The sequence below is a fragment of the Actinoplanes sp. NPDC026670 genome (assembly GCF_040638175.1).
Lineage (GTDB): Bacteria > Actinomycetota > Actinomycetes > Mycobacteriales > Micromonosporaceae > Actinoplanes.
Genome location: NZ_JBEZXU010000028.1, coordinates 61296 through 79286, shown reverse-complemented (window position 1 = coordinate 79286; position 17991 = coordinate 61296). Strand labels below are relative to the sequence as shown.

Below are 17991 nucleotides of genomic sequence, written 5' to 3'. Positions count from 1 at the left end.
CCGGACGATCGAAGGTGACCATGGCAATGGACCAGGACGACATCGGCATCGGCTCGTTCGCGTATGCCGTAGGCGAGCAGGAGTGCAAACCGGCGGACATCGCGGGCTTCGACGCCCTCTGGCAGTCGGTGTCACCCAACACCGACTTCGCGGCCATGGGCTGTGAGACCTACCGGAGGATGCCGGGCCCGGCGTTGCCGTACGTCGCCGACACCGTCCGTCACACCCTGGCCGACGCCGGGGTGTCGCCCGCCGAGGTCAGCCACATCGTGTTCGCCACCAGCGATCCGACTCTGGCCCGGCTGCCGCACGACTTCGCCATCCGGGTCATCGACGCGGTCGGGCTGACCGGGTGCGTACCGCACCTGTTGTCGTTCCAGCGGTGCTGCAGTTCGCAGACCGCGCTGCGGCACGGCCGGCAGCTGTTCACCGATCCGCGGGTCCGCAACGTGCTCGTGGTCGCCCTGGATTTCACCCCGGACGACCGTGATCGGGTACGCAACTACGCGCTGTTCAGTGACGGCGCGGCGAGCTGCCTGCTGACCCGGGGCACACCGGGGCTGGTGCGGCTCGTCGCGTCGTCGATCCACGTGGACGAGGGCGGGCTGCGTGGCCGCGACTCGATCCTGAGCCGCAAGAAGGTGGCCGACAAGGCGCTGGCCGCTGTCCTGGAGACGAGCGGGCGGCGGCTGGACCAGATCACCAAGGTGTTCACGGCCAACCTGTACCAGCCGCTGATGCTGTTCAACTCCGCGGCCGCGGGCATCGCCCCGGATCGGGTGCACTATGTCGAGACGCTCGCCGCCTACGGGCACTGCGGCAACACCGACTGGATGATCAATCTGGCCGACTACCACCAGAAGACCGGCATCGTGGCCGGACAGACCTACCTGGCCCAGGCACCGGCCCAGGGCTTCCACGCCTGTTCCCTGCTCGAGGGCTCGGCATGAGCGGGTCCACCGGCCAGCTATCGCCCGGCCTGGTCAGCGATCTGCGTTCGCTTGCCACGGCGGCCGGCGCCGACGACTTCACCGCGTTGTCGATCGGCGCCGGGGTGCTGGCCGCCCGGCTGCCACGCCCGGGCACTGACGTGAGGATCCGGCTGGTGCACGGCCGCCACGAGACGATCGTGACGGCCGACGGCGCGTTGCACGACAGTTTCCGCACGGCACTGCACCGGCCCGGCCCGGACGTGGGTGCCGGCGGCGATCCGCCGGTCACGATCCGGGTCTCCGGCGACGACCGGTATCTGTACGTCGAGAGCTCGACTGACGCAGCCGACGTCCCGACGGCCCGGGCGTGGGCGCACGCGTTCCCGGCGTTGCTGGCCGGCCTGGTCGCCGCCCCGGACGCCCCGATGCTCGCCCACAGCCTGGTCGACGACGACGAACGCGACCTGATCCTGCGGCGTCTCAACGCGTACCAGGTGCCGAAGAGCCCTTATCGCACTTTGGCGGAGCCGTTCGAGCAGCAGGCGGAACGCAGCCCGGACGCGGTGGCGTTGCTCGACGAGCACGGCACGGCGGTCACCTACCGGCAACTGAACGAGCACGCCAACCGCCTGGCACACCACCTCCGTGACCGCGGCGCCGCGCCGGGTGTCCGCGTCGCCGTCTGCCTGGAGCGTGGCATCGACCAGGTCGTCGCGCTGTACGCCGCCACCAAGACCGGCGCCACCTACGTGCCGATCGACGCCGACCTGCCCGCCGAACGTGTCGCGTGGATGCTCACCGACGCGGCGCCGGGCCATGTGCTGACCGATCGCGCCTACCGCGACCGGGTTGCGGACGGCGCCTGGCAGGTCCACGAGGTCGGCGCCGGCGACCCGCCGTGGTCGGGGTGCCCGGCAACGAACCTGGTGGTCGAGGTCGGGCCGGAAGCGATCGTCCACATCCTCTACACCTCGGGGACGACCGGCCGTCCCAAGGGCGTCGCCACCACCACCGCCTCCGCGCTGGCGAACATCGCCTGGATGCAGGGCCAGTACCCGTTCGACGCGGACTGCACCGCGCTGTTCAAGGCGTCGCCGGGATTCGACATCTCGATCTGGGAGATCTTCTGGCCGCTCTATCAGGGCGCCCGCCTGGTGATCTGCCGGCCGGGCGCGGAACGCGATCCCCGGCACCTGGCCCGGCTGACCGAGACGTACGGCGCGTCGCAGATCTTTCTCGTTCCGACCATGCTCACCCCGTTTCTCGACGAGGTGACACCGCAGCGCGCCGGCGCCCTGCGGTGGATGCTGTGCGGTGGCGAACCGATGAACCCGCGAATCCGCGAGACGTTCTACACCCGGCTGCCGTCGAGCACCCTGATCAACGCCTTCGGCCCCACCGAGGCCGGCCCGGTCACCGACAACACCGTCGCGCGGGCCGCGGACAGCCCGGTCGTGCCGGTCGGCCGGCCCGCTGACAACTTCCGGGTGACCGTGCTCGACACGAACCTCACGGTCGTGCCGATCGGCGCGCCCGGGGAGGCGTACATCAGCGGTCAGGTCGGGCTCGCCCAGGGCTATTGGCGGGCACCGGCGCGTACCGCCGAGCGGTTCGTCGCCGACCCGTACGGCCCGCCGGGATCACGCATGTACCGCACCGGTGACCTGTGCCGGTACCGTCCGGACGGCGCTCTGGAACACCTCGGCCGGATCGACCGGCAGGTCAAGATCCGCGGGATGCGGATCGAACCCGGTGAGATCGAGGCGGTGTTCGCCGCCCATCCCGAGGTCGGTGACTGCGCGGTCGTCGTGCACGGCGATCCCGTTCATCTGCTCGCCTTCGTCGTGCCCGCCGGAGCTGCCCGCACCTCCGAGATGGACCTCGCGGCGATCAGCGAGTACGCGGCCCTGGTGCTGCCCACCCACATGCGTCCCGAACGGCTGGTCCCGGTCGGGAGCCTTCCGGCGACGGTGAACGGCAAGATCGACCAGGGGCGGCTGATCGCTGTCTGGCAGGAGCTGACCGAACGCGAACGACGGGTCGTGCCGGCCGCCGACGCCAGCGAACAAGCCCTGGTCGACATCTACCGCCGGCTACTGAACACGGCACCGGTCAGCGTGCTGGACACCTTCGGCGAACTCGGCGGACACTCGTTGCTGGTGTTCCGGCTGCTCGACGAGTGCCGGGCGATCCTGCACGCCGTACCCGACCCGACCACGGTCCTGACCGCGACGCTGCGCGAGGTAGCGGCATCGCTCCACCCGACCACGACGGCACCGGAGGCCGGTTTTGAACGACTTGACGATCAGCGGTACCGACAAGCTGGCTGACTCGTTGCGCGGTGACCTGATCACCTCGGCGGACCCGGGCTACGACCAGGCCAGAACGGTGTGGAACGGCGACATCGACAGGTACCCCGCGCTGATCGCCCGGTGCGCCGGCCCGGACGACGTCGCGGCCGCGGTCGCGTTCGCCGCGGAACGCGCATTGCCCATCGCGGTACGCGGCGGCGGGCACAGCGTGGCCGGGCACGGACTCTGCGACGACGGCATCGTGCTCGACCTGTCCCGGATGCGCACGGTCCGGGTGGATCCGCAGCGCCGCCTGGCGCACGTCCAGGGCGGTGCCCTGTGGCAGGACGTCGACCCGGCCACCCAGGCCCACGGCCTCGCGGTGACCGGCGGGATCGTCAGCGAGACCGGCGTCGGCGGGCTGACCCTCGGTGGCGGGATCGGGCACCTGATGCGCCGGTGCGGGCTCACCGCGGACAACCTGGTCGAGGCCGACGTGGTGACCGCGGACGGCAGCATCGTGTCGGTCGACGCCACAACGGATCCCGAGTTCCTGTGGGGGTTGCGCGGTGGCGGCGGCAACTTCGGGGCCGTGGTGCGGTTCGGCCTGCGGCTGCACGAGGTCGGCCCGACCGTCCTGGCCGGAATGATCGTTCATCCGCTGGCCGACGCCCCCGCCGTGCTGCGGCGGTACCGGGAGCTGATCGCCGACGCCCCCGAGGACCTCGGCACGATCCTCAACCTACGGCTCGCCCCCGCGGTCCCGGCCATCCCCGCGAAGCTGCACGGGACCCCGGTGGTGGCGATCAACGTGTGCTGGTCCGGCGACCTCGACGCCGGCGAGACGTACGTCCGAGGCCTGCGCTCCCTGGGCCGGCCCGTGCTCGACACCGTCGCCCGGCGGCCGTACGTCGAGTTCCAGCAGACCGTCGACCAGACCTCGCCGCCCGGAAAGCACTACTACTGGCGGTCGGTGGACTTCGGCAGCCTCATCGACCCGGTCATCGACGTCATCGTCGAACACGCGTCGCGCATCACCTCGCCGCTGGCCGCCGTGCCGATCTACCACCTCGGTGGAGCCGTCAGCCGGATTCCCGAGGGTGGCAGCGCGTTCGGTTCGCGGCACGCCGGACACAACATCAACATGTTCGGCGCCTGGGAACCCGAGGGCGACGACCGGGAACGGCACGTGACGTGGGTCCGCGACTTCAGCACCGCCATGGCCCCGCATGCGGTCGGGCGGTACGTGAACTTCCTCAACGACGAGGGATCCGACGGGATCCGGGCCGCCTACGGGGATCGGTGGCAGCGGCTGGTGGCCCTGAAACGGCGCGTTGATCCGGGCAACCTGTTCCGCTACAACTTCAACATCGACCCCGGTAGATTCGACGTCGACGCCGGCAAGGAGGACGCGTGAGATTCGGCATCATGATCGTCCCGGAGGACCGCTGGCAGACCGCCCGCCACAAGTGGCGCCGGGCCGAACAGATGGGCTTCGACCACGCCTGGACCTACGACCATCTGAACTGGCGGGCCTTCCGCGCCAAGGAGTGGTTCACCGCCGTACCGACGCTGACCGCCGCCGCGATGGAGACCGACCGGATCGAGATCGGTGTCCTGGTCGCCTCCCCGAACCTGCGGCACCCGGTGCATCTGGCCAAGGACGTCACCGCCATCGACGACATCGCCGACGGACGGCTCATCCTCGGGCTCGGCGCCGGCGCCGTCGGCTTCGACTCGCAGATGACCCGACGCCGGCAGTGGACCACCCGCGAACGCACCGCCCGGTTCGAGGAATACGTCCAGCTCACCGACCAGCTGCTGACCCAGCCGGTCACCTCGTTCGACGGCGAGTACTACATGGCCGACGAGGTCCACTCCCACCCGCTGTGCCGACGGCAACCGCGTGTCCCGTTCGCCATCGCCGCGTCCGGGCCGCGGGGCATGCGGCTCGCCGCCCGGTACGGCTCCTCCTGGGTCACCACCGGTGAACCCAACCGGTTCGCGGCCGCACCCTACGAGCAGGCTCTGCCGGTGCTGCGTCACCAGGTGGAGTTGTTCGAGCAGGCGTGCACCGAGGTCGGCCGGGACCCGGCTGACGTGTCCCGGCTGCTGGTCGCCGGCCCGACCGTGAGCGGGGTCCTCGACTCCAAGGACGCGTTCTTCGACGCCGCCGGACGCTTCGCCGAGGTGGGCATCACCGACCTCGTCGTGCAATGGCCCCGGCCGGACGAGCCGTTCCCGGGCCGCGAGGAGGTCCTCGACGACATCGCGTCGGAGCTGGCCCGGCCCGCCCTGGCATAATCCGGCTGTCCCGTCTGCTCGCCGAGGAGCACCCGTATGGCAGCCACCGAGTCCGACGACACCGGCGTGGCCGGCGCCCGGTTCGCCGGCACCGACCTGGCCGGGGCCCGGTTCATCGGCGCCGACCTGTCCCGCGCCGTGCTGCGCGGTGTCGACGTCTCCGGGATGGAGATCGAGTCGCCGTGGCTGTTCGAGGGTGGCTCGCTGAGCGTCAACGGCGTCGACGTGGTCCCGCTGGTGGAGGCCGAACTCAACCGCCGTTTCCCCGGCCGCGCCGACCGGCGCGCCACCGATCCGGACGGTTTGCGTACGGCCTGGGCGTCGCTGGAGCACACCTGGGCCGGCACCCTGGCCCGGGTCGACGCCATGCCGGCCGGCACGGTCGACGTGTCGGTGGACGGCGAGTGGACGTTCGCGCAGACGCTGCGCCACCTGGTCCTCGCCACCGACGTCTGGCTGAGCCGGACCGTGCTGGACCTCGATCAGCCGTTCCACCCGCTCGGGCTGCCGCATCGCGGTGCCGGCGAGGACGGCCTGGACACGTCGGTCTTCGTCACGACCACCCCGGCGTACGCCGAGGTGCTGCAGGCCCGGGCCGGCCGGGTCGCGATGGTGCGGGACTTCCTCGCCACCGTCACCCCCGACACGCTGGGCGAGTCCCACACCGACCCGTGGAGTCCGGCGAACGAGCAGACCACCCTCGCCTGTCTGCACACGATCCTCGAGGAGGAGTGGGAACACCACCGCTACGCCGTACGGGACCTCGACGCGATCGGCGCTGTCCCCTAAAGCGGGGAAGCCTCCGGACGGCGTGCCCGGGTGACGATGAACCGAGAACCCGTCGCCGCATCAGCGTCCGGAGTGATCAATCATGTCAGCGTCACGATCGGCCCTCGCCCCGCACTTCCATCACGTGGGAGTGCAGACAAACGACCTCGACAACAGCGTCCGCTGGTACTCCGAGTTCCTCGGCTGCGAGCAGGCGTGGGTTCTCGACAGGTTCTCCGAACTGACCCGCAGCCGGCTGCCGGGTATCCGCACGCTGACCGAGATGGTGGTCGGTGACATCCGCATCCACCTGTTCGAACGGCCCGGTCAGGCGGCTGATCCGACGCTGAGCGCCGTGCAGTTCCAGCACTTCTGCTTCCGCGTGCAGGACCCCGACGAGCTGATCGCGACCCGGCAACGCTGGATCGACCTGTACAAGTCCGGCCGGTTCACGTTTGCGGTCGACGAGCTTCCGACCGACATCGTGGTCGACGACGACGGCATTCAGAGCTTTTATGCGTACGAGGTCAACGGGCTCGAGTTCGAGTTCACCTACCTGCCGGGCGACCCGTCGTGACCGAACTGCGGCCCGCGTTGAGTGGCCCCTCGGCGGGCGTCGCGTCGACACACTGGCTCGCCGCCGGCGTCGGCACAGCGATCCTCGACCGTGGCGGCAACGCGTTCGACGCGGCGGCCGCGGCCGGTTTCGCCCTGCAGGTGGTGGAGCCGCACTCGAACGGGCCGGGTGGTGACGTCACGATCGCCGTCTATTCCCGGTCCACCGGCACGGTCCGGATCATCTGCGGCCAGGGCCCGATGCCGCGGGCCGCGAGCATCGCCGCGTTCGCCGGCCTCGGGCTCGAGCACATCCCGGCCGCCGGCGTACTGCCGGCGTCCGTGCCCGGCGCGTTCGGGGCCTGGCTGCGGCTGCTCGCCGAGTTCGGCACCATGCCCTTGGCCTCGGTGCTGGAACCGGCGATCGGGTACGCGTCGCGCGGCTATCCGCTGTTGCCCAGCGCAGCCCAGACGATCGCTGCGATGGCGCCGCTGTTCCGGCAGGAGTGGCCCGATTCGGCGCACGTCTACCTGCCCGGCGGTCAGGTGCCCGCAGCCGGATCCAGGATGCACAACCACGAGCTGGCCGCCACCCTCGAACGGATCGTACGGGAGGCTCAGGCCGTCCCGGGTGATCGGGAGAAACAGATCGAGGCCGCGCACTCCGCGTTCTACCAGGGTTTCGTTGCCGAGACGATCGACGACTTCCTGCGTACCACCAAGGTTTTCGACTCCACCGGCCGGCGGCACCACGGCCTGCTGTCCGCCGACGACCTCGCGGGCTGGCAGCCGGAGGTCGAGCAGCCGTACGAGCTGAACTATCACGGTCTTTCGGTGTTCAAGCCGGGACCGTGGACGCAGGGCCCGGCGTTCCTGCAACAGCTGGCGCTGCTGCAGGGACACGACCTGCCGGAGATGGGCCTGGACAGCGTCGACTACCTGCACCTGCGGGTGGAAGCGGCGAAACTCGCGTTCGCTGACCGCGAGGGCTGGTATGGCGACCCGAGGCACGTCGACACACCCCTGGATGCTCTGCTGGCGCCGGAGTACACGGCGCAGCGCCGTGCGCTGATCACCGCGGATGCGGCGTTGGATCCCCAGCCGGGCCGGCCCGGCGGCCGATCGTCGTGGATCCCGTGGGCGCAGCCGGAGCCGGCCACAGCCGACGAACCTTCGTGGATGACGAACCTCCGCAGCGGACTGCCCACGGTCAGCCCGATCGTCAACCGGGCCGGCGCCGGCAACACCTGCACCGTCGCGGTGGTGGACAGCGAAGGCAACATGGCGGTCGCCGTTCCCAGCGGCGGCTGGCTGAAGAGTTCACCGATCATCCCCGGCCTGGGATTCGCGCTCGGCACCCGCGGCCAGACGGCTTTGCTGACCGCAGGGCACCCGAACTCCCTCGCGCCGGGCAAGCGTCCCCGCACGACGCTGAGCCCGACGATCGTGCTGCGTGACGGCCGGCCGTTGCTGGCCTTCGGCACTCCCGGCGGCGACCAGCAGGACCAGTGGACGCTGCAGACGTTCCTCGCGGCCACGCAGTTCGGCCTCGACCTTCAGGCGGCGACCGAGACCCCGACCTTCCACATCGACCATTTCCCGGTGTCGTTCGCGCCACGAACCGCACGGCCCAACACCGTGGTGGTGGAACGCTCGTTCGGCCCCGAGGTCCTGGCCGCCCTGCGGCGGCGAGGACACGTCCTGGATGTGGTGCCGGAGTCCACCCTGGGAAAGGTCTGCGCCGTCGGCGTCGACCCCACGACCGGATTCCGGCTCGCCGCCGCCGGATCCCGAGGACGCCAGGCGTACGCCATGGTCCGCTGACCCGCCAGCGGGGCGTCGTGGCCGGGGCACCACTGTCCTGCCCCGACAAGGTCGAGCAGGTCGGCGCCGCCACTGCCGGGCTGTCCCTGCCCTGGGGCTCCGGCGCGGCCGATGGCCTGATCGGTTCCGTCCGGACCGGTGAGGCGTAGGTGAGACGATCACTACGTTGGTGGTGGCATCCGTGCTGGGGCTGACGGGTGGGCGGCATGCCAGGCGTCGATGATCTCGGGGCGTAGCCGTCCCCGGTCGGGGACGACGTGGCCGTGGGCGCGGGCCCAGGCGCGGATCTCGGCCGTGGACGGGCCGGGTGCGGCCGGGGCGCGGTCGAGGTCGGTGATCTGCGGGCCGATCCGGGTGATCGCGGCGTCCTCGTCGGCGGCCCAGGTGTGTGCGGCGGCCAGGTAGCGGTAGGTCCATTCCTCGGCGAGCGGGCGGGTCTCGGCATACACGATCGGCACCGTCGGCCAACGTACCTGCAGCTCCGCCAGCCCGTCCGCGACCGTGGCAGGACGGACCCGCTGCAGCGTGAAGACCTGGGAGTACCGGTCCTCGACCACCAGGGCGGCCCGCGGTAGGGCGGCCAGATCGGCCAGTGCGTAGCGCAGCTTGCCGCTGGTCAGACTGGACACCAGGTCCGCCATCGATTTGCGTTCGACCGCCGCGACCAGCCGTCCGTCGCTGATCAGGCCATAGTCACCGCACGGCAGAGCCCGGCGCACCGTGCGGACCTGCTGACCGGCGAACCGGTACGGGTACTGCTCGTGGGAGTCGACCGCGATCTCCAGCTCGGCGATGCCGGCCGCCCGCGCGGTCGGTGTCCGTACATTCGGTCTCGCCTGCTTACGGGTACGCGCCGATTGCCAGAACACCGCCTCCCTGCCCCGGGCGGTGGTGAACACCAGCTGCGACCGGTTCTCCCGGGCCCGGTCCAGCACCAGGTCGATGGCCGCGCCCCGGCGCACACACGAACGCACCGGCACCTGTTCCACGATCTCCGGCTCGGCCGGCCACTCGCCGTCGGACACCGGGTGGCAGTACAACGCGGTGGTCCGCGGCCACGTCCCCGCCGTCCGGAACACCAGCCCGGCACCCAACGGCACTTTCAGCAGGTAGGGCAGCCGGGAGTCCGGATCCGGGTTTCGCACGATCACCAGCTGCACCCCACCAGTTTCACCCAGGTCGCTCGGAACACCGCCATCCCGGCACTCGAACACGCCGCACTCGATGCAGGCGGCTCCGCTGCGAGTACACCTCAACACCGGCGGACTGAGCTGGGCGACATCGCTGCCATAACCAACCAGGAGATCTCCATTCGCAGTGGTGTCCAGGCTGATCGGCGGGCTCGGAAGAGCCGTCGCCGAAACGATGTCGGCGCCGGACATCAGATCGGTCAACGAGAGCGTGCCGTCCCCGTGCGCGAGATACACCTGCGGCCACATCCGCACCGCGGCCAGCGTCGCATCCGTCAGCCGCCGAATTCCGGCGCTTATCGTGCGCCCACTCGTATCGAGAACCCGTCCGCGGGTAACAAGGCGTGGGTGCGGGTGCTGTCGGCCGGCACGCACAGGGCGGCTGGGCCATGGGTCAGAGCCTCACGGTGTAACGGCAGGTCGCGGTAGCACCTGGCCGCGGTGCCGGCGAAGTGCGCCGGGCTGAAGTAGTCCGACCGCGTAGGCCCGGCTCCGGGCAAAGCCCGGCCGATGGCCTCCTGAGCCTCGCGGACCGGTAGGGGTTCTGGTAGGTCGGTTCCGGTCGGCCTACCCGCCTACGGAATGGGCTGTGTTCAGCGGCTACGCGGGATCGACCTTGACGAGGGTTCCGGAGGTCTCGTCCTTGATGTACGTGCGCTTGGCGTTCTTGATGAGCTTTTGCTCAACCGCCGACTGCAGGTCAACGCCAGTCATTTCAGCCAGTGACATGACGTAGATGGCGATGTCGGCGAGTTCTTCGCCGAGGTTGTCGCGGGTGCGGCGCCAAGCGTCGAAGGCTTCGGCCACCTCGCCTTGCAGGAGACAGAACTCCAGGGGTACTTCGCTGGTGTTGAATCCTTTGGCCAGCTTGTTTTCCCAGGTCAGCTTTTGGGCGGACCTGATCTCCAAGGTGTGCCTCCGGGTGTCAACGGTTTGCAAACCGGGGCAGCTTATCGAGCCTGGGCGTCGAGGGTAACCCGCTGTCGGCGTGTCATGCGTCCTCGTCTGGGTGATCCGTGGTGATCAGGAGGACTTCTGCCATGGCGCCCGTATGGCTCGGAACAGTTCGTCGTAGCGGTCACAGATCAGCGCTATCTCCTCGAGGTCGGGAAGTTGCTGTTCGCCGCGGGCGGAGAGGCGTCTCCTGATCTCGGCCGCGGGCGCGGTGACGTGGACGAAGACGCCGTTGCGGGCTACGACGCGTCTGACGAGGTTGTTAAGGTGCTGGAGGGTGAGCCGTGTGTGTCCGCGGCACAGGGCTTTGCCTTCCTTGATCATCCGCATCGGGTCGGCGACTCTCCTGATCCGGGGAACGGTCCCAGCCGCATCAGTGACCCAATAGATGACATAACGGCCACCATTCGCGCCCGCCTCGACGAGTGTTCAGGCGGCCGTATTCGTCGGTCAGCGACACTGGCAGCAGGCCGAGGCCGGCCGGCTGATAGCGGCGGAAGTAGTCCAGCAGACCGACCAGGGCAGTCTTGGCGGCGAAGTAGGCGGGCGCGTCTCCGGCCTGCTCGGCCCGTCGGATGTTCGAGGCGAAGGCGACGGCCTTGTCGCCGGTGGCCATCAGGTGCGTCTCGTCAGAGACATTGGAGGAACTCGCCAGCCGCTGGTACCTGCGATCGACGCGGCGCCGTCGCCATCAGCATGCCGATCGCCGTGTTGACCGGGAGATGGGCGAACCGGAAGCCGCTTGGCATCCCACCCCTCGCCCGGTCGGTTCTACTGGTTTGCGAGTAGTAACCGGAGTACGTACGGCAGGATCCCGCCGTGGCGGTAGTAGTCGACCTCCCGGTCGGTGTCCAGTCGGACTGTCGTGGTGAAGGTGATCGTGCCCGCGGTGACCGTGACGGTCGGGCCAGAGCCCAGGCCGGCGATGTCGTATCGCTCCTCGCCGGTCAGGCCCAGGGTCCCGGCCGACTCGCCCGGCAGGAATTGCAGCGGCAGGATGCCCATGCCAACCAGGTTCGAGCGGTGGATGCGTTCGTAGGACTCGGCGATGACCGCCCGCACGCCGAGCAGCGCGGGCCCTTTCGCCGCCCAGTCCCGGGAGGATCCGCTGCCGTAGTCGCGGCCGGCGAGCACGATGAGCGGGGTCGCGGTCTGCCGGTACGCCATCGCCGCGTCGTAGACCGGAATGACCTTGTCACTGCCGGCGAGCCGGGTGAACCCGCCCTCGACACCCGGCACCAGGTGGTTGCGCAGCCGCACGTTGGCGAAGGTGCCGCGCATCATGACTTCGTGGTTGCCGCGCCGGGAGGCGTAGGTGTTGATTTCGAACGGGGCGACACCGAGGTCGGTGAGATAGCGGCCGGCCGGGGTGTGCAGCGGGATCGCACCGGCCGGGCAGATGTGGTCGGTGGTGATCGAGTCGCCGAGCCGGACCAGCACCCGGGCGGCGCGGATGTCACGCGGACCGTCCGGTCCGGCCGTGATGTCGTCGAAGTAGGGTGGCCGGCGCAGGTAGGTCGACGTCTCGTCCCAGGTGAACGTGGCTCCCTCGGGGGTGTCCAGGCTCTGCCATCGGTGGTCGCCGGTGAACACGTCGGCGTAGACGTCGGTGAACATTTTCGGGGTGACGCAGGCGTCGACGACGTCCTGGACCTGCTGGGGGGTGGGCCAGATGTCGCGCAGGTGGACCGGCTCGCCGTCGGCTCCGGTGCCGAGTGGCTCGGTGTTGAGGTCGATGTCCATGGTGCCGGCGATGGCGTAGGCGACGACCAGCGGTGGCGAGGCGAGGTAGTTCATGCGCACGTCGGGGTTGATGCGCCCGTCGAAGTTGCGGTTGCCGGACAGCACCGAGACCACGCTGACGTCGTGCTCGCGGACCGCTTCGGTGACGGCGGGAACGAGCGGTCCGGAGGCGCCGATGCAGGTCATACAGCCGTAGCCGGCCAGGTGGAAGCCGAGCGCCTCAAGCGGCGCGGTGAGTCCCGCCTTGTCGTAGTAGCCGGTCACCACCCGTGAGCCGGGCGACAGCGTGGTCTTGACCCACGGTTTGGTGCGCAACCCCCGGGCCACCGCGTTGCGGGCGAGCAGCCCGGCCGCGACCATCACCGCCGGATTCGACGTGTTGGTGCAGGAGGTGATCGCCGCGATCGCGACGTGACCGTGTTCGATCAGTGAGTTCACCGGCTTCAGGTCGCGGGTCGCCTCGCGGAAGGACTGCTTGGCACGGCCGAGCGGGACGCGGTCCTGTGGGCGGCGTGGCCCGGCGAGTGACGGTTCGACCACCCCAAGATCAAGATCGACGACGTGACTGTACGAGACCTCGCGCGCCGGATCGTGCCACAGCCCCTGCGCCTTGGCGTACGCCTCGACCAGGGCGACGTGCGACGGGTGCCGCCCGGTGAACCGCAGATATCGCAGGGTCTCCTCGTCGACCGGGAAGTATGCGCACGTCGACCCGAACTCGGGGCTCATGTTCGCGATCGTGGCCCGGTCGGCGAGGGTGATCCCGGTGACGCCCGCCCCGGAGAACTCGACGAACTTGCCGACCACCCCGTGCCCGCGCAGCAGCTCGGTGATGGTCAGCACCAGGTCGGTGGCGGTCGCGCCGGAGGGCAGCCGCCCGTGCAGCCGGACCCCGACCACCTCGGGCACCGGGATCGACAGCGACTGGCCGAGCATCACCGCCTCGGCCTCGATCCCGCCGATCCCCCAGCCCAGCACACCGAGCCCGTTGACCATCGTGGTGTGCGAGTCGGTGCCGAGGCAGACGTCCGGGAACGCCCACCCGTTCTCGGCGGTGACGACCCGGGCCAGGTACTCGATGTTGACCTGGTGCATGATCCCGGTGCCGGGTGGCACGACCGCGAAGTCGCGCAGGTTCTGTTGTCCCCAGCGCAGGAACCGGTAGCGCTCGGCGTTGCGGCCGTACTCGATCTCGACGTTGCGGTCGCGTGCCCCTGCGGTGCCGAACACGTCGGCGATCACCGAGTGGTCGATGACGAGCTCGGCCGGGATCATCGGGTTGACCCGGCCCGGGTCGCCGCCGAGGGCCTGGATCGCGTCGCGCATCGCGGCCAGGTCGACGAGGGTGGGCACCCCGTTGGTGTCGTGCAGGAACGCCCGGCTCGGGTGCAGGTCCACCGCCGTCGCGGGCGGGGTGCCGTCCCAGGCCAGCAGCGCCGGGACCTGGTCGTGGTGGCTGTGCCGGAGCAGGTTCTCCAGCAGGATCCGCAGGCTGTAGGGCAGTGTGTCGGGGGCCAGGTCGCCGATGGGGTGGATGCGGTACGACGCGTCGCCCACGCGCAGGTCGGAGGTCACTGGCGCTCCTGGATCGGGGTCGCGTACAGGTTGGACTTGCTGAGCACGCACCGGTCGACGACGCCGAGCCAGTCGGCGTAGTGCGGCGCCGCCCGGTGGGCTTCGTAGAAGGCCTGCTCGTCGGTGTAGATCTCGTGCAGCAGGAACCGGTTCGGGTCCTCGTTGAGGCGGTGCACGTCGAAGCGCAGGCAGCCGGGCTCGTCGCGCAGTGAGGCTCGCGCGTTGGCGGCTATCCCGTCGAGGAACTCCCCGATCCGGTCCGGCCGCACGTCGATGGTGACGATCACGGTGAACATCAGCCGAGGTCCACGCCGCACTCGTCGGCGAGCGCCCGCAGATCGTCCAGGGTCTTCGGGGCCAGGGTGAGCCCGTCGCGGCGGTTCTCGATCTCACCGGGGTAGAAGATCTCGGCCGCGTCGCGGGCGAGCGGCGCCCGTTTGGTGACGTCGATCAGGTCGTCGAGGCGCCGGCCGAACTCCGTCGGCTCCAGGAACGCCCCGACCCGCAACGCGATGACCAGATGCCCGCAGCCGCTGCGCTGATCGGGAACGTACGGTCCGACCACGCCGGTGGCGTACGAGCTGCCGGTCAGCACTCCGGACAGCACGTCCATCATGAACGAGATCGCGTAGCCCTTGTGCCCGGACATCGGGGCGAGGACGCCGTCGATCGCTGCCTGCGGGTCGGTCGTCGGGACCCCCTCGGCGTCGACGGCCCAGCCCTCGGGGATCGGCTCGCCGCGCTCCCGGGCCGCGTAGATCTTGCCGCGGGCCACGCTGGTGTTGGCGATGTCCAGCACGACGTGCCCGCTGGTGCGGGGTGCGGCGATCGACCACGGGTTCGCGCCGATGCTCTTCTGGCGGCCGCCGGTCGGGGCCATCGCCGGGCTGCCGTTGGTGGTCAGGATGCCGATGCACCCGTTGTCGGCCATGATCCGGGTCCAGTAGGCGGCGGTGCCGAAGTGGTTGCTGTTACGGACCGCGACCGCGGCCACCCCGTGCTGGTGGGCGCGAGCGACAGCGTCGAGGCAGGCGTGCCGGGTGATGACCTGGCCGATGCCGTCGCGGCCGTCGATCACGGCGGTGGCGCCGCCGTCGGTCACGGTCAGCGGCTCGGTCACCGGGTTCATCACCCCGGAGCGGATGCGGTCGACGTACCAGGGCAGCCGCAGCATGCCGTGCGACGGGTGGCCCCAGATGTCGGCGGTGACGAGGCTGTCGCTGACCAGCCGGGCGTCGTCCTCGGGCACGCCGACCGATTGCAGGATCCGGGTGCCCAGCGTGATCAGGTCGGTCATCGTGTTCCTCCCAGTGCGCCGGCCTGCGCCGGTGTCAGTGGCCTGGTCGCGCGGCCGTCGAGCAGCAGGAACAGCCGGGCCGTCTCCTCGAGTTCCTCGATCGCGTCCGCGGCCGCTGCCAGGTCGGTTCCGGCGACGACCGGACCGTGGTTGGCCAGCAGGAACGCGTGGTGGTCCACGGCGACCTTCTCGGCGGTCTCCTTCAGCGTCGCGTCGCCGGGCGCGTGGTAGGGCAGCAGCGGCAGCCGGCCGACCCGCATCACGTAGTAGGCGGTCAGCGGCGGCAGCACGTCGGCCGGGTCGAGGCCGTCGAGGCAGGAGACCGCGACCGAGTAGGTGCTGTGCAGGTGGATCACCGCGCCGGCACCTGGCCGGGAGCGGTAGACGGCGGCGTGCAGGAACCCCTCCTTCGACGGTTTCGGCCCGTCGACGTGGTCGCCGTTGATGTCGATCACCGACAGGGCGGCCGGGTCCAGGGCGCCGAGGCTGGCGCCGGTGGGGGTGAGCAGGATGCGGTCGCCGTCGCGGACGCTGATGTTGCCGGTCCGGCCGAACGTCAGGCGGCGGGTGAAGAACGAGGCGCCGAGGTCGGCGACCTGCTGCCGGATGTCACTCATCAGACTTCTTCCATTGATCGTACGAGCAGGTCAGGCTTGCCGAAGTTGCCGGATTTCAGCAGCAGGTCCAGTGCGGGTGTGCCGGTCGTGCGGCACCACGGCACGCCCCGGTCTGCCTCGTCGGTGACCACGACGGTCTGAATGCCGAGGGCGTTGACCACCGCCCCGGAGGTCTCACCACCTGCGACGACGACCCGGCGTGCGCCGAGTTCGACGGCGGTGCGGGCCAGCGTGCCGAGGGTCCGTTCCAGGATGTCGGCGGTGTCCGGGCCCATCGCGGCGACGGCGGCTTCGCGCTGCTCGGATGCCGCCGACGAGTAGATCAGGACCGGGGTGTCGCCGAGGTTCGCCCGCAGCCAGCCGGTGGCCTGCTCCAGCAGCCGGGTGGGGTCGGGTGTCGAGGCGGGGTCGAGCCGGTAGGAGGGGAACACCTTCCGCGCGTGCTCGAGTTGTTCCAGTGTCGCCGCCGAGCAGCTGCCCGCGAGCACGATGCCCGGCCCCGCGACCGGGGTTCGCGGGGTGACGGCCGGGTCGTGGCGGTCGGCGGCTAGGTGCTGTCCGAGTGCCCCGGCGAGCCCGGCACCTCCGGTGAGTAGCGGGTACTCCCCCGCTGCCGCTGCTACGGCGAGCAGGTCGGCGTCCTCGGTCGCGTCGACCACGACGTGCCGGATTGCGTCGGCCCGCAGCCGCCGCAGGTGGGCCACGATCGCGGACGATCCCTCGCGCACGACCGTCAGCGGCAGTAGCCCGACCGGGTGCTTCGTCTGTCGGCCGAGCACCCGGACCAGATCGGGATCGGTCATCGGCGTCAGCGGGTGATGGCGCATCGGCGACTGCGACAGCAGCACCCCGTTGACGAACAGATGTCCCTGGTACACGGTTCGCCCGTGTTCCGGCGACGCCGGGGAGATCAGGGTCATCGATTCTGCGGCGCGGTCGAGCAGGGCGTCGGTGACCGGGCCGATGTTGCCGTCGTCGGTGGAGTCGAACGTTGAGCAGTACTTGAAGTAGACCTGCCGGACACCTCGCTGCTGAAGCCACTGCTGGACGTCCAGGCTCTGCCTTACCGCGTCGGCGGCGGGGATCGTCCTGGTCTTGAGGGCGACGACGACTGCCTCGCAGCCCGGCGGCGGGTCGATGTCGCCGGTCGGGGCGCCGAAGAGCAGGACGGTGTGCAGGCCGGCGCGGCGCAGGGCGGCGGCCACGTCGGTGCCGCCGGTGTAGTCGTCGGCGATGCAGCCGATCATCGCGCTGCCCCGAAATGCTCTCGCAGGGTCTGTGCGGCCAGGTGTGGCGGGCTCAGCACCGGGATCCCGGTCGCTCGCTGGGCGGCGGGCTGGGCCGGTGAGATCGAGAACTGGCCGAGAACGATCAGGTCGGCGTCGTCCTGCGCGCCGAGCGCCGCTTCGGTGACGGCTTTGTCGAGGGCGGCCGGGTCATCGGCGGTGGTGGCGGCGCGGGCGCCCTCGACGACCGATCCCGAGATGGCCGGTGCGGCGGCGCCCAGATGGGATCGCAGCCGCTGGACGGTGTCGTCGACGCCGGTACGGACCGGGCCGAGGACCGCGACCCGGGCCACGCCACGACGGCCGACCTCGTCGAACAGTGCCTGGTCGGAGGCGAGCAGTGGGACCGGCGCGGTGGCCGCCAGTTCGTACGCGACCGGTCCGTACATCGAGCAGGTGAGCAGGATGGCATCGGCGTGACCGCTCAGGGCGTACCCGATGAGGGTTTGCATCCGCAAGCGAAGCGCTGCGGTGAGTCCACCGGCGGCCTCGGCCTCGCTGATCAGGCGGTCGTCGAGCAGGTTCCAGAGGCGCGCCTCGCTGAACTCGGCCGCGAATGCCTGGTGTGCGGGCCCGGCCGAGGCCGGAGTGGCGTGGATCAGGGCGATGAGGGGATGGCTGTCGGCCACAGGTGTCCTTTCGGAGGTGGGCCGGT

At 70.3% G+C, this 17991-nt stretch carries 18 protein-coding genes; 8 read left to right on the top strand and 10 right to left on the bottom strand.

All coding sequences use genetic code 11. The annotated features are described in order from the left end of the window. The first annotated feature begins 26 nt into the window (after window positions 1–26). The 8 genes from AB0E94_RS26410 (at window position 27) to AB0E94_RS26375 (ending at window position 8823) form a co-directional block, all read left to right on the top strand. On the top strand, window positions 27–950 hold the full coding sequence (locus tag AB0E94_RS26410) for a hypothetical protein (RefSeq protein WP_360330842.1): 924 nt from the start codon (window positions 27–29) through the stop codon (window positions 948–950). Continuing rightward, on the top strand, window positions 947–3262 hold the full coding sequence (locus tag AB0E94_RS26405; protein WP_360330840.1) for an amino acid adenylation domain-containing protein: 2316 nt from the start codon (window positions 947–949) through the stop codon (window positions 3260–3262). Before AB0E94_RS26410 ends, AB0E94_RS26405 begins: the two co-directional genes overlap by 4 nt. Beyond that, window positions 3222–4640: an FAD-binding oxidoreductase gene (locus tag AB0E94_RS26400; protein WP_360330837.1), complete on the top strand. Its 1419-nt coding sequence runs from the start codon at window positions 3222–3224 to the stop codon at window positions 4638–4640. The genes AB0E94_RS26405 and AB0E94_RS26400 overlap by 41 nt, the downstream gene beginning before the upstream one ends. Continuing rightward, on the top strand, window positions 4637–5527 hold the full coding sequence (locus AB0E94_RS26395) for an LLM class flavin-dependent oxidoreductase (protein WP_360330834.1): 891 nt from the start codon (window positions 4637–4639) through the stop codon (window positions 5525–5527). Before AB0E94_RS26400 ends, AB0E94_RS26395 begins: the two co-directional genes overlap by 4 nt. A 36-nt stretch (window positions 5528–5563) precedes the next feature. After that, window positions 5564–6316, top strand: a complete 753-nt coding sequence (locus tag AB0E94_RS26390; RefSeq protein WP_360330832.1) for a DinB family protein — start codon at window positions 5564–5566, stop codon at window positions 6314–6316. An 82-nt stretch (window positions 6317–6398) separates the two neighbouring features. Further along, a complete protein-coding gene (locus AB0E94_RS26385) occupies window positions 6399–6872 on the top strand; it encodes a VOC family protein (protein WP_360330829.1) in 474 nt (157 codons plus the stop codon). Further along, a complete protein-coding gene (locus AB0E94_RS26380) occupies window positions 6869–8674 on the top strand; it encodes a gamma-glutamyltransferase (protein ID WP_360330827.1) in 1806 nt (601 codons plus the stop codon). The genes AB0E94_RS26385 and AB0E94_RS26380 overlap by 4 nt, the downstream gene beginning before the upstream one ends. A 17-nt stretch (window positions 8675–8691) precedes the next feature. After that, window positions 8692–8823 carry a hypothetical protein gene (locus tag AB0E94_RS26375; RefSeq protein ID WP_360330824.1) on the top strand — a complete coding sequence of 44 codons (132 nt, stop codon included), beginning with the start codon at window positions 8692–8694 and terminating at the stop codon, window positions 8821–8823. 12 nt (window positions 8824–8835) lie between these two features. On the opposite strand, the gene AB0E94_RS26370 is transcribed toward AB0E94_RS26375, so the two are convergent. From AB0E94_RS26370 to AB0E94_RS26325, 10 genes are all read right to left on the bottom strand, one after another. Continuing rightward, window positions 8836–9825 (bottom strand): histone-like nucleoid-structuring protein Lsr2, encoded by a 990-nt coding sequence (locus AB0E94_RS26370; RefSeq protein WP_360330822.1) that lies wholly within the window; start codon window positions 9823–9825, stop codon window positions 8836–8838. A gap of 639 nt (window positions 9826–10464) precedes the next feature. Further along, window positions 10465–10773, bottom strand: a complete 309-nt coding sequence (locus tag AB0E94_RS26365; RefSeq protein ID WP_360330820.1) for a MazG-like family protein — start codon at window positions 10771–10773, stop codon at window positions 10465–10467. Window positions 10774–10887: 114 nt separating this feature from the next. Continuing rightward, entirely contained in the window at window positions 10888–11148 is a 261-nt protein-coding gene (locus tag AB0E94_RS26360) for a hypothetical protein (protein WP_360330818.1), read from the bottom strand. Between the two features lie 43 nt (window positions 11149–11191). Further along, window positions 11192–11434, bottom strand: a complete 243-nt coding sequence (locus tag AB0E94_RS26355; protein ID WP_360330815.1) for a hypothetical protein — start codon at window positions 11432–11434, stop codon at window positions 11192–11194. Window positions 11435–11589: 155 nt separating this feature from the next. Then, window positions 11590–14136, bottom strand: a complete 2547-nt coding sequence (acnA, locus tag AB0E94_RS26350; RefSeq protein ID WP_360330813.1) for an aconitate hydratase AcnA — start codon at window positions 14134–14136, stop codon at window positions 11590–11592. Then, on the bottom strand, window positions 14133–14432 hold the full coding sequence (locus AB0E94_RS26345) for a putative quinol monooxygenase (RefSeq protein WP_360330811.1): 300 nt from the start codon (window positions 14430–14432) through the stop codon (window positions 14133–14135). Before AB0E94_RS26345 ends, acnA begins: the two co-directional genes overlap by 4 nt. Next, a complete protein-coding gene (locus AB0E94_RS26340) occupies window positions 14432–15433 on the bottom strand; it encodes an Ldh family oxidoreductase (protein WP_360330808.1) in 1002 nt (333 codons plus the stop codon). The genes AB0E94_RS26345 and AB0E94_RS26340 overlap by 1 nt, the downstream gene beginning before the upstream one ends. After that, a complete protein-coding gene (gene otnC / locus AB0E94_RS26335; protein WP_360330805.1) occupies window positions 15430–16050 on the bottom strand; it encodes a 3-oxo-tetronate 4-phosphate decarboxylase in 621 nt (206 codons plus the stop codon). Before otnC ends, AB0E94_RS26340 begins: the two co-directional genes overlap by 4 nt. Further along, window positions 16050–17297: a 3-oxo-tetronate kinase gene (gene otnK, locus AB0E94_RS26330; protein ID WP_360330803.1), complete on the bottom strand. Its 1248-nt coding sequence runs from the start codon at window positions 17295–17297 to the stop codon at window positions 16050–16052. Before otnK ends, otnC begins: the two co-directional genes overlap by 1 nt. After that, a complete protein-coding gene (locus AB0E94_RS26325; protein WP_360330800.1) occupies window positions 17294–17965 on the bottom strand; it encodes an aspartate/glutamate racemase family protein in 672 nt (223 codons plus the stop codon). Before AB0E94_RS26325 ends, otnK begins: the two co-directional genes overlap by 4 nt. Between the last annotated feature and the right edge of the window lie 26 nt (window positions 17966–17991).

Excerpts from the sequence above, each read along its gene's own strand:
- AB0E94_RS26410 (WP_360330842.1), top strand. The coding sequence starts at position 27 with ATGGACCAGGACGACATCGGCATCGGCTCGTTCGCGTATGCCGTAGGC.
- AB0E94_RS26405 (WP_360330840.1), top strand. The coding sequence starts at position 947 with ATGAGCGGGTCCACCGGCCAGCTATCGCCCGGCCTGGTCAGCGATCTG.
- AB0E94_RS26390 (WP_360330832.1), top strand. The coding sequence starts at position 5,564 with ATGGCAGCCACCGAGTCCGACGACACCGGCGTGGCCGGCGCCCGGTTC.
- AB0E94_RS26385 (WP_360330829.1), top strand. The coding sequence starts at position 6,399 with ATGTCAGCGTCACGATCGGCCCTCGCCCCGCACTTCCATCACGTGGGA.
- AB0E94_RS26360 (WP_360330818.1), bottom strand. The coding sequence starts at position 11,148 with ATGCGGATGATCAAGGAAGGCAAAGCCCTGTGCCGCGGACACACACGG.
- AB0E94_RS26355 (WP_360330815.1), bottom strand. The coding sequence starts at position 11,434 with ATGGCCACCGGCGACAAGGCCGTCGCCTTCGCCTCGAACATCCGACGG.
- AB0E94_RS26345 (WP_360330811.1), bottom strand. The coding sequence starts at position 14,432 with ATGTTCACCGTGATCGTCACCATCGACGTGCGGCCGGACCGGATCGGG.
- AB0E94_RS26340 (WP_360330808.1), bottom strand. The coding sequence starts at position 15,433 with ATGACCGACCTGATCACGCTGGGCACCCGGATCCTGCAATCGGTCGGC.
- otnC (WP_360330805.1), bottom strand. The coding sequence starts at position 16,050 with ATGAGTGACATCCGGCAGCAGGTCGCCGACCTCGGCGCCTCGTTCTTC.
- otnK (WP_360330803.1), bottom strand. The coding sequence starts at position 17,297 with ATGATCGGCTGCATCGCCGACGACTACACCGGCGGCACCGACGTGGCC.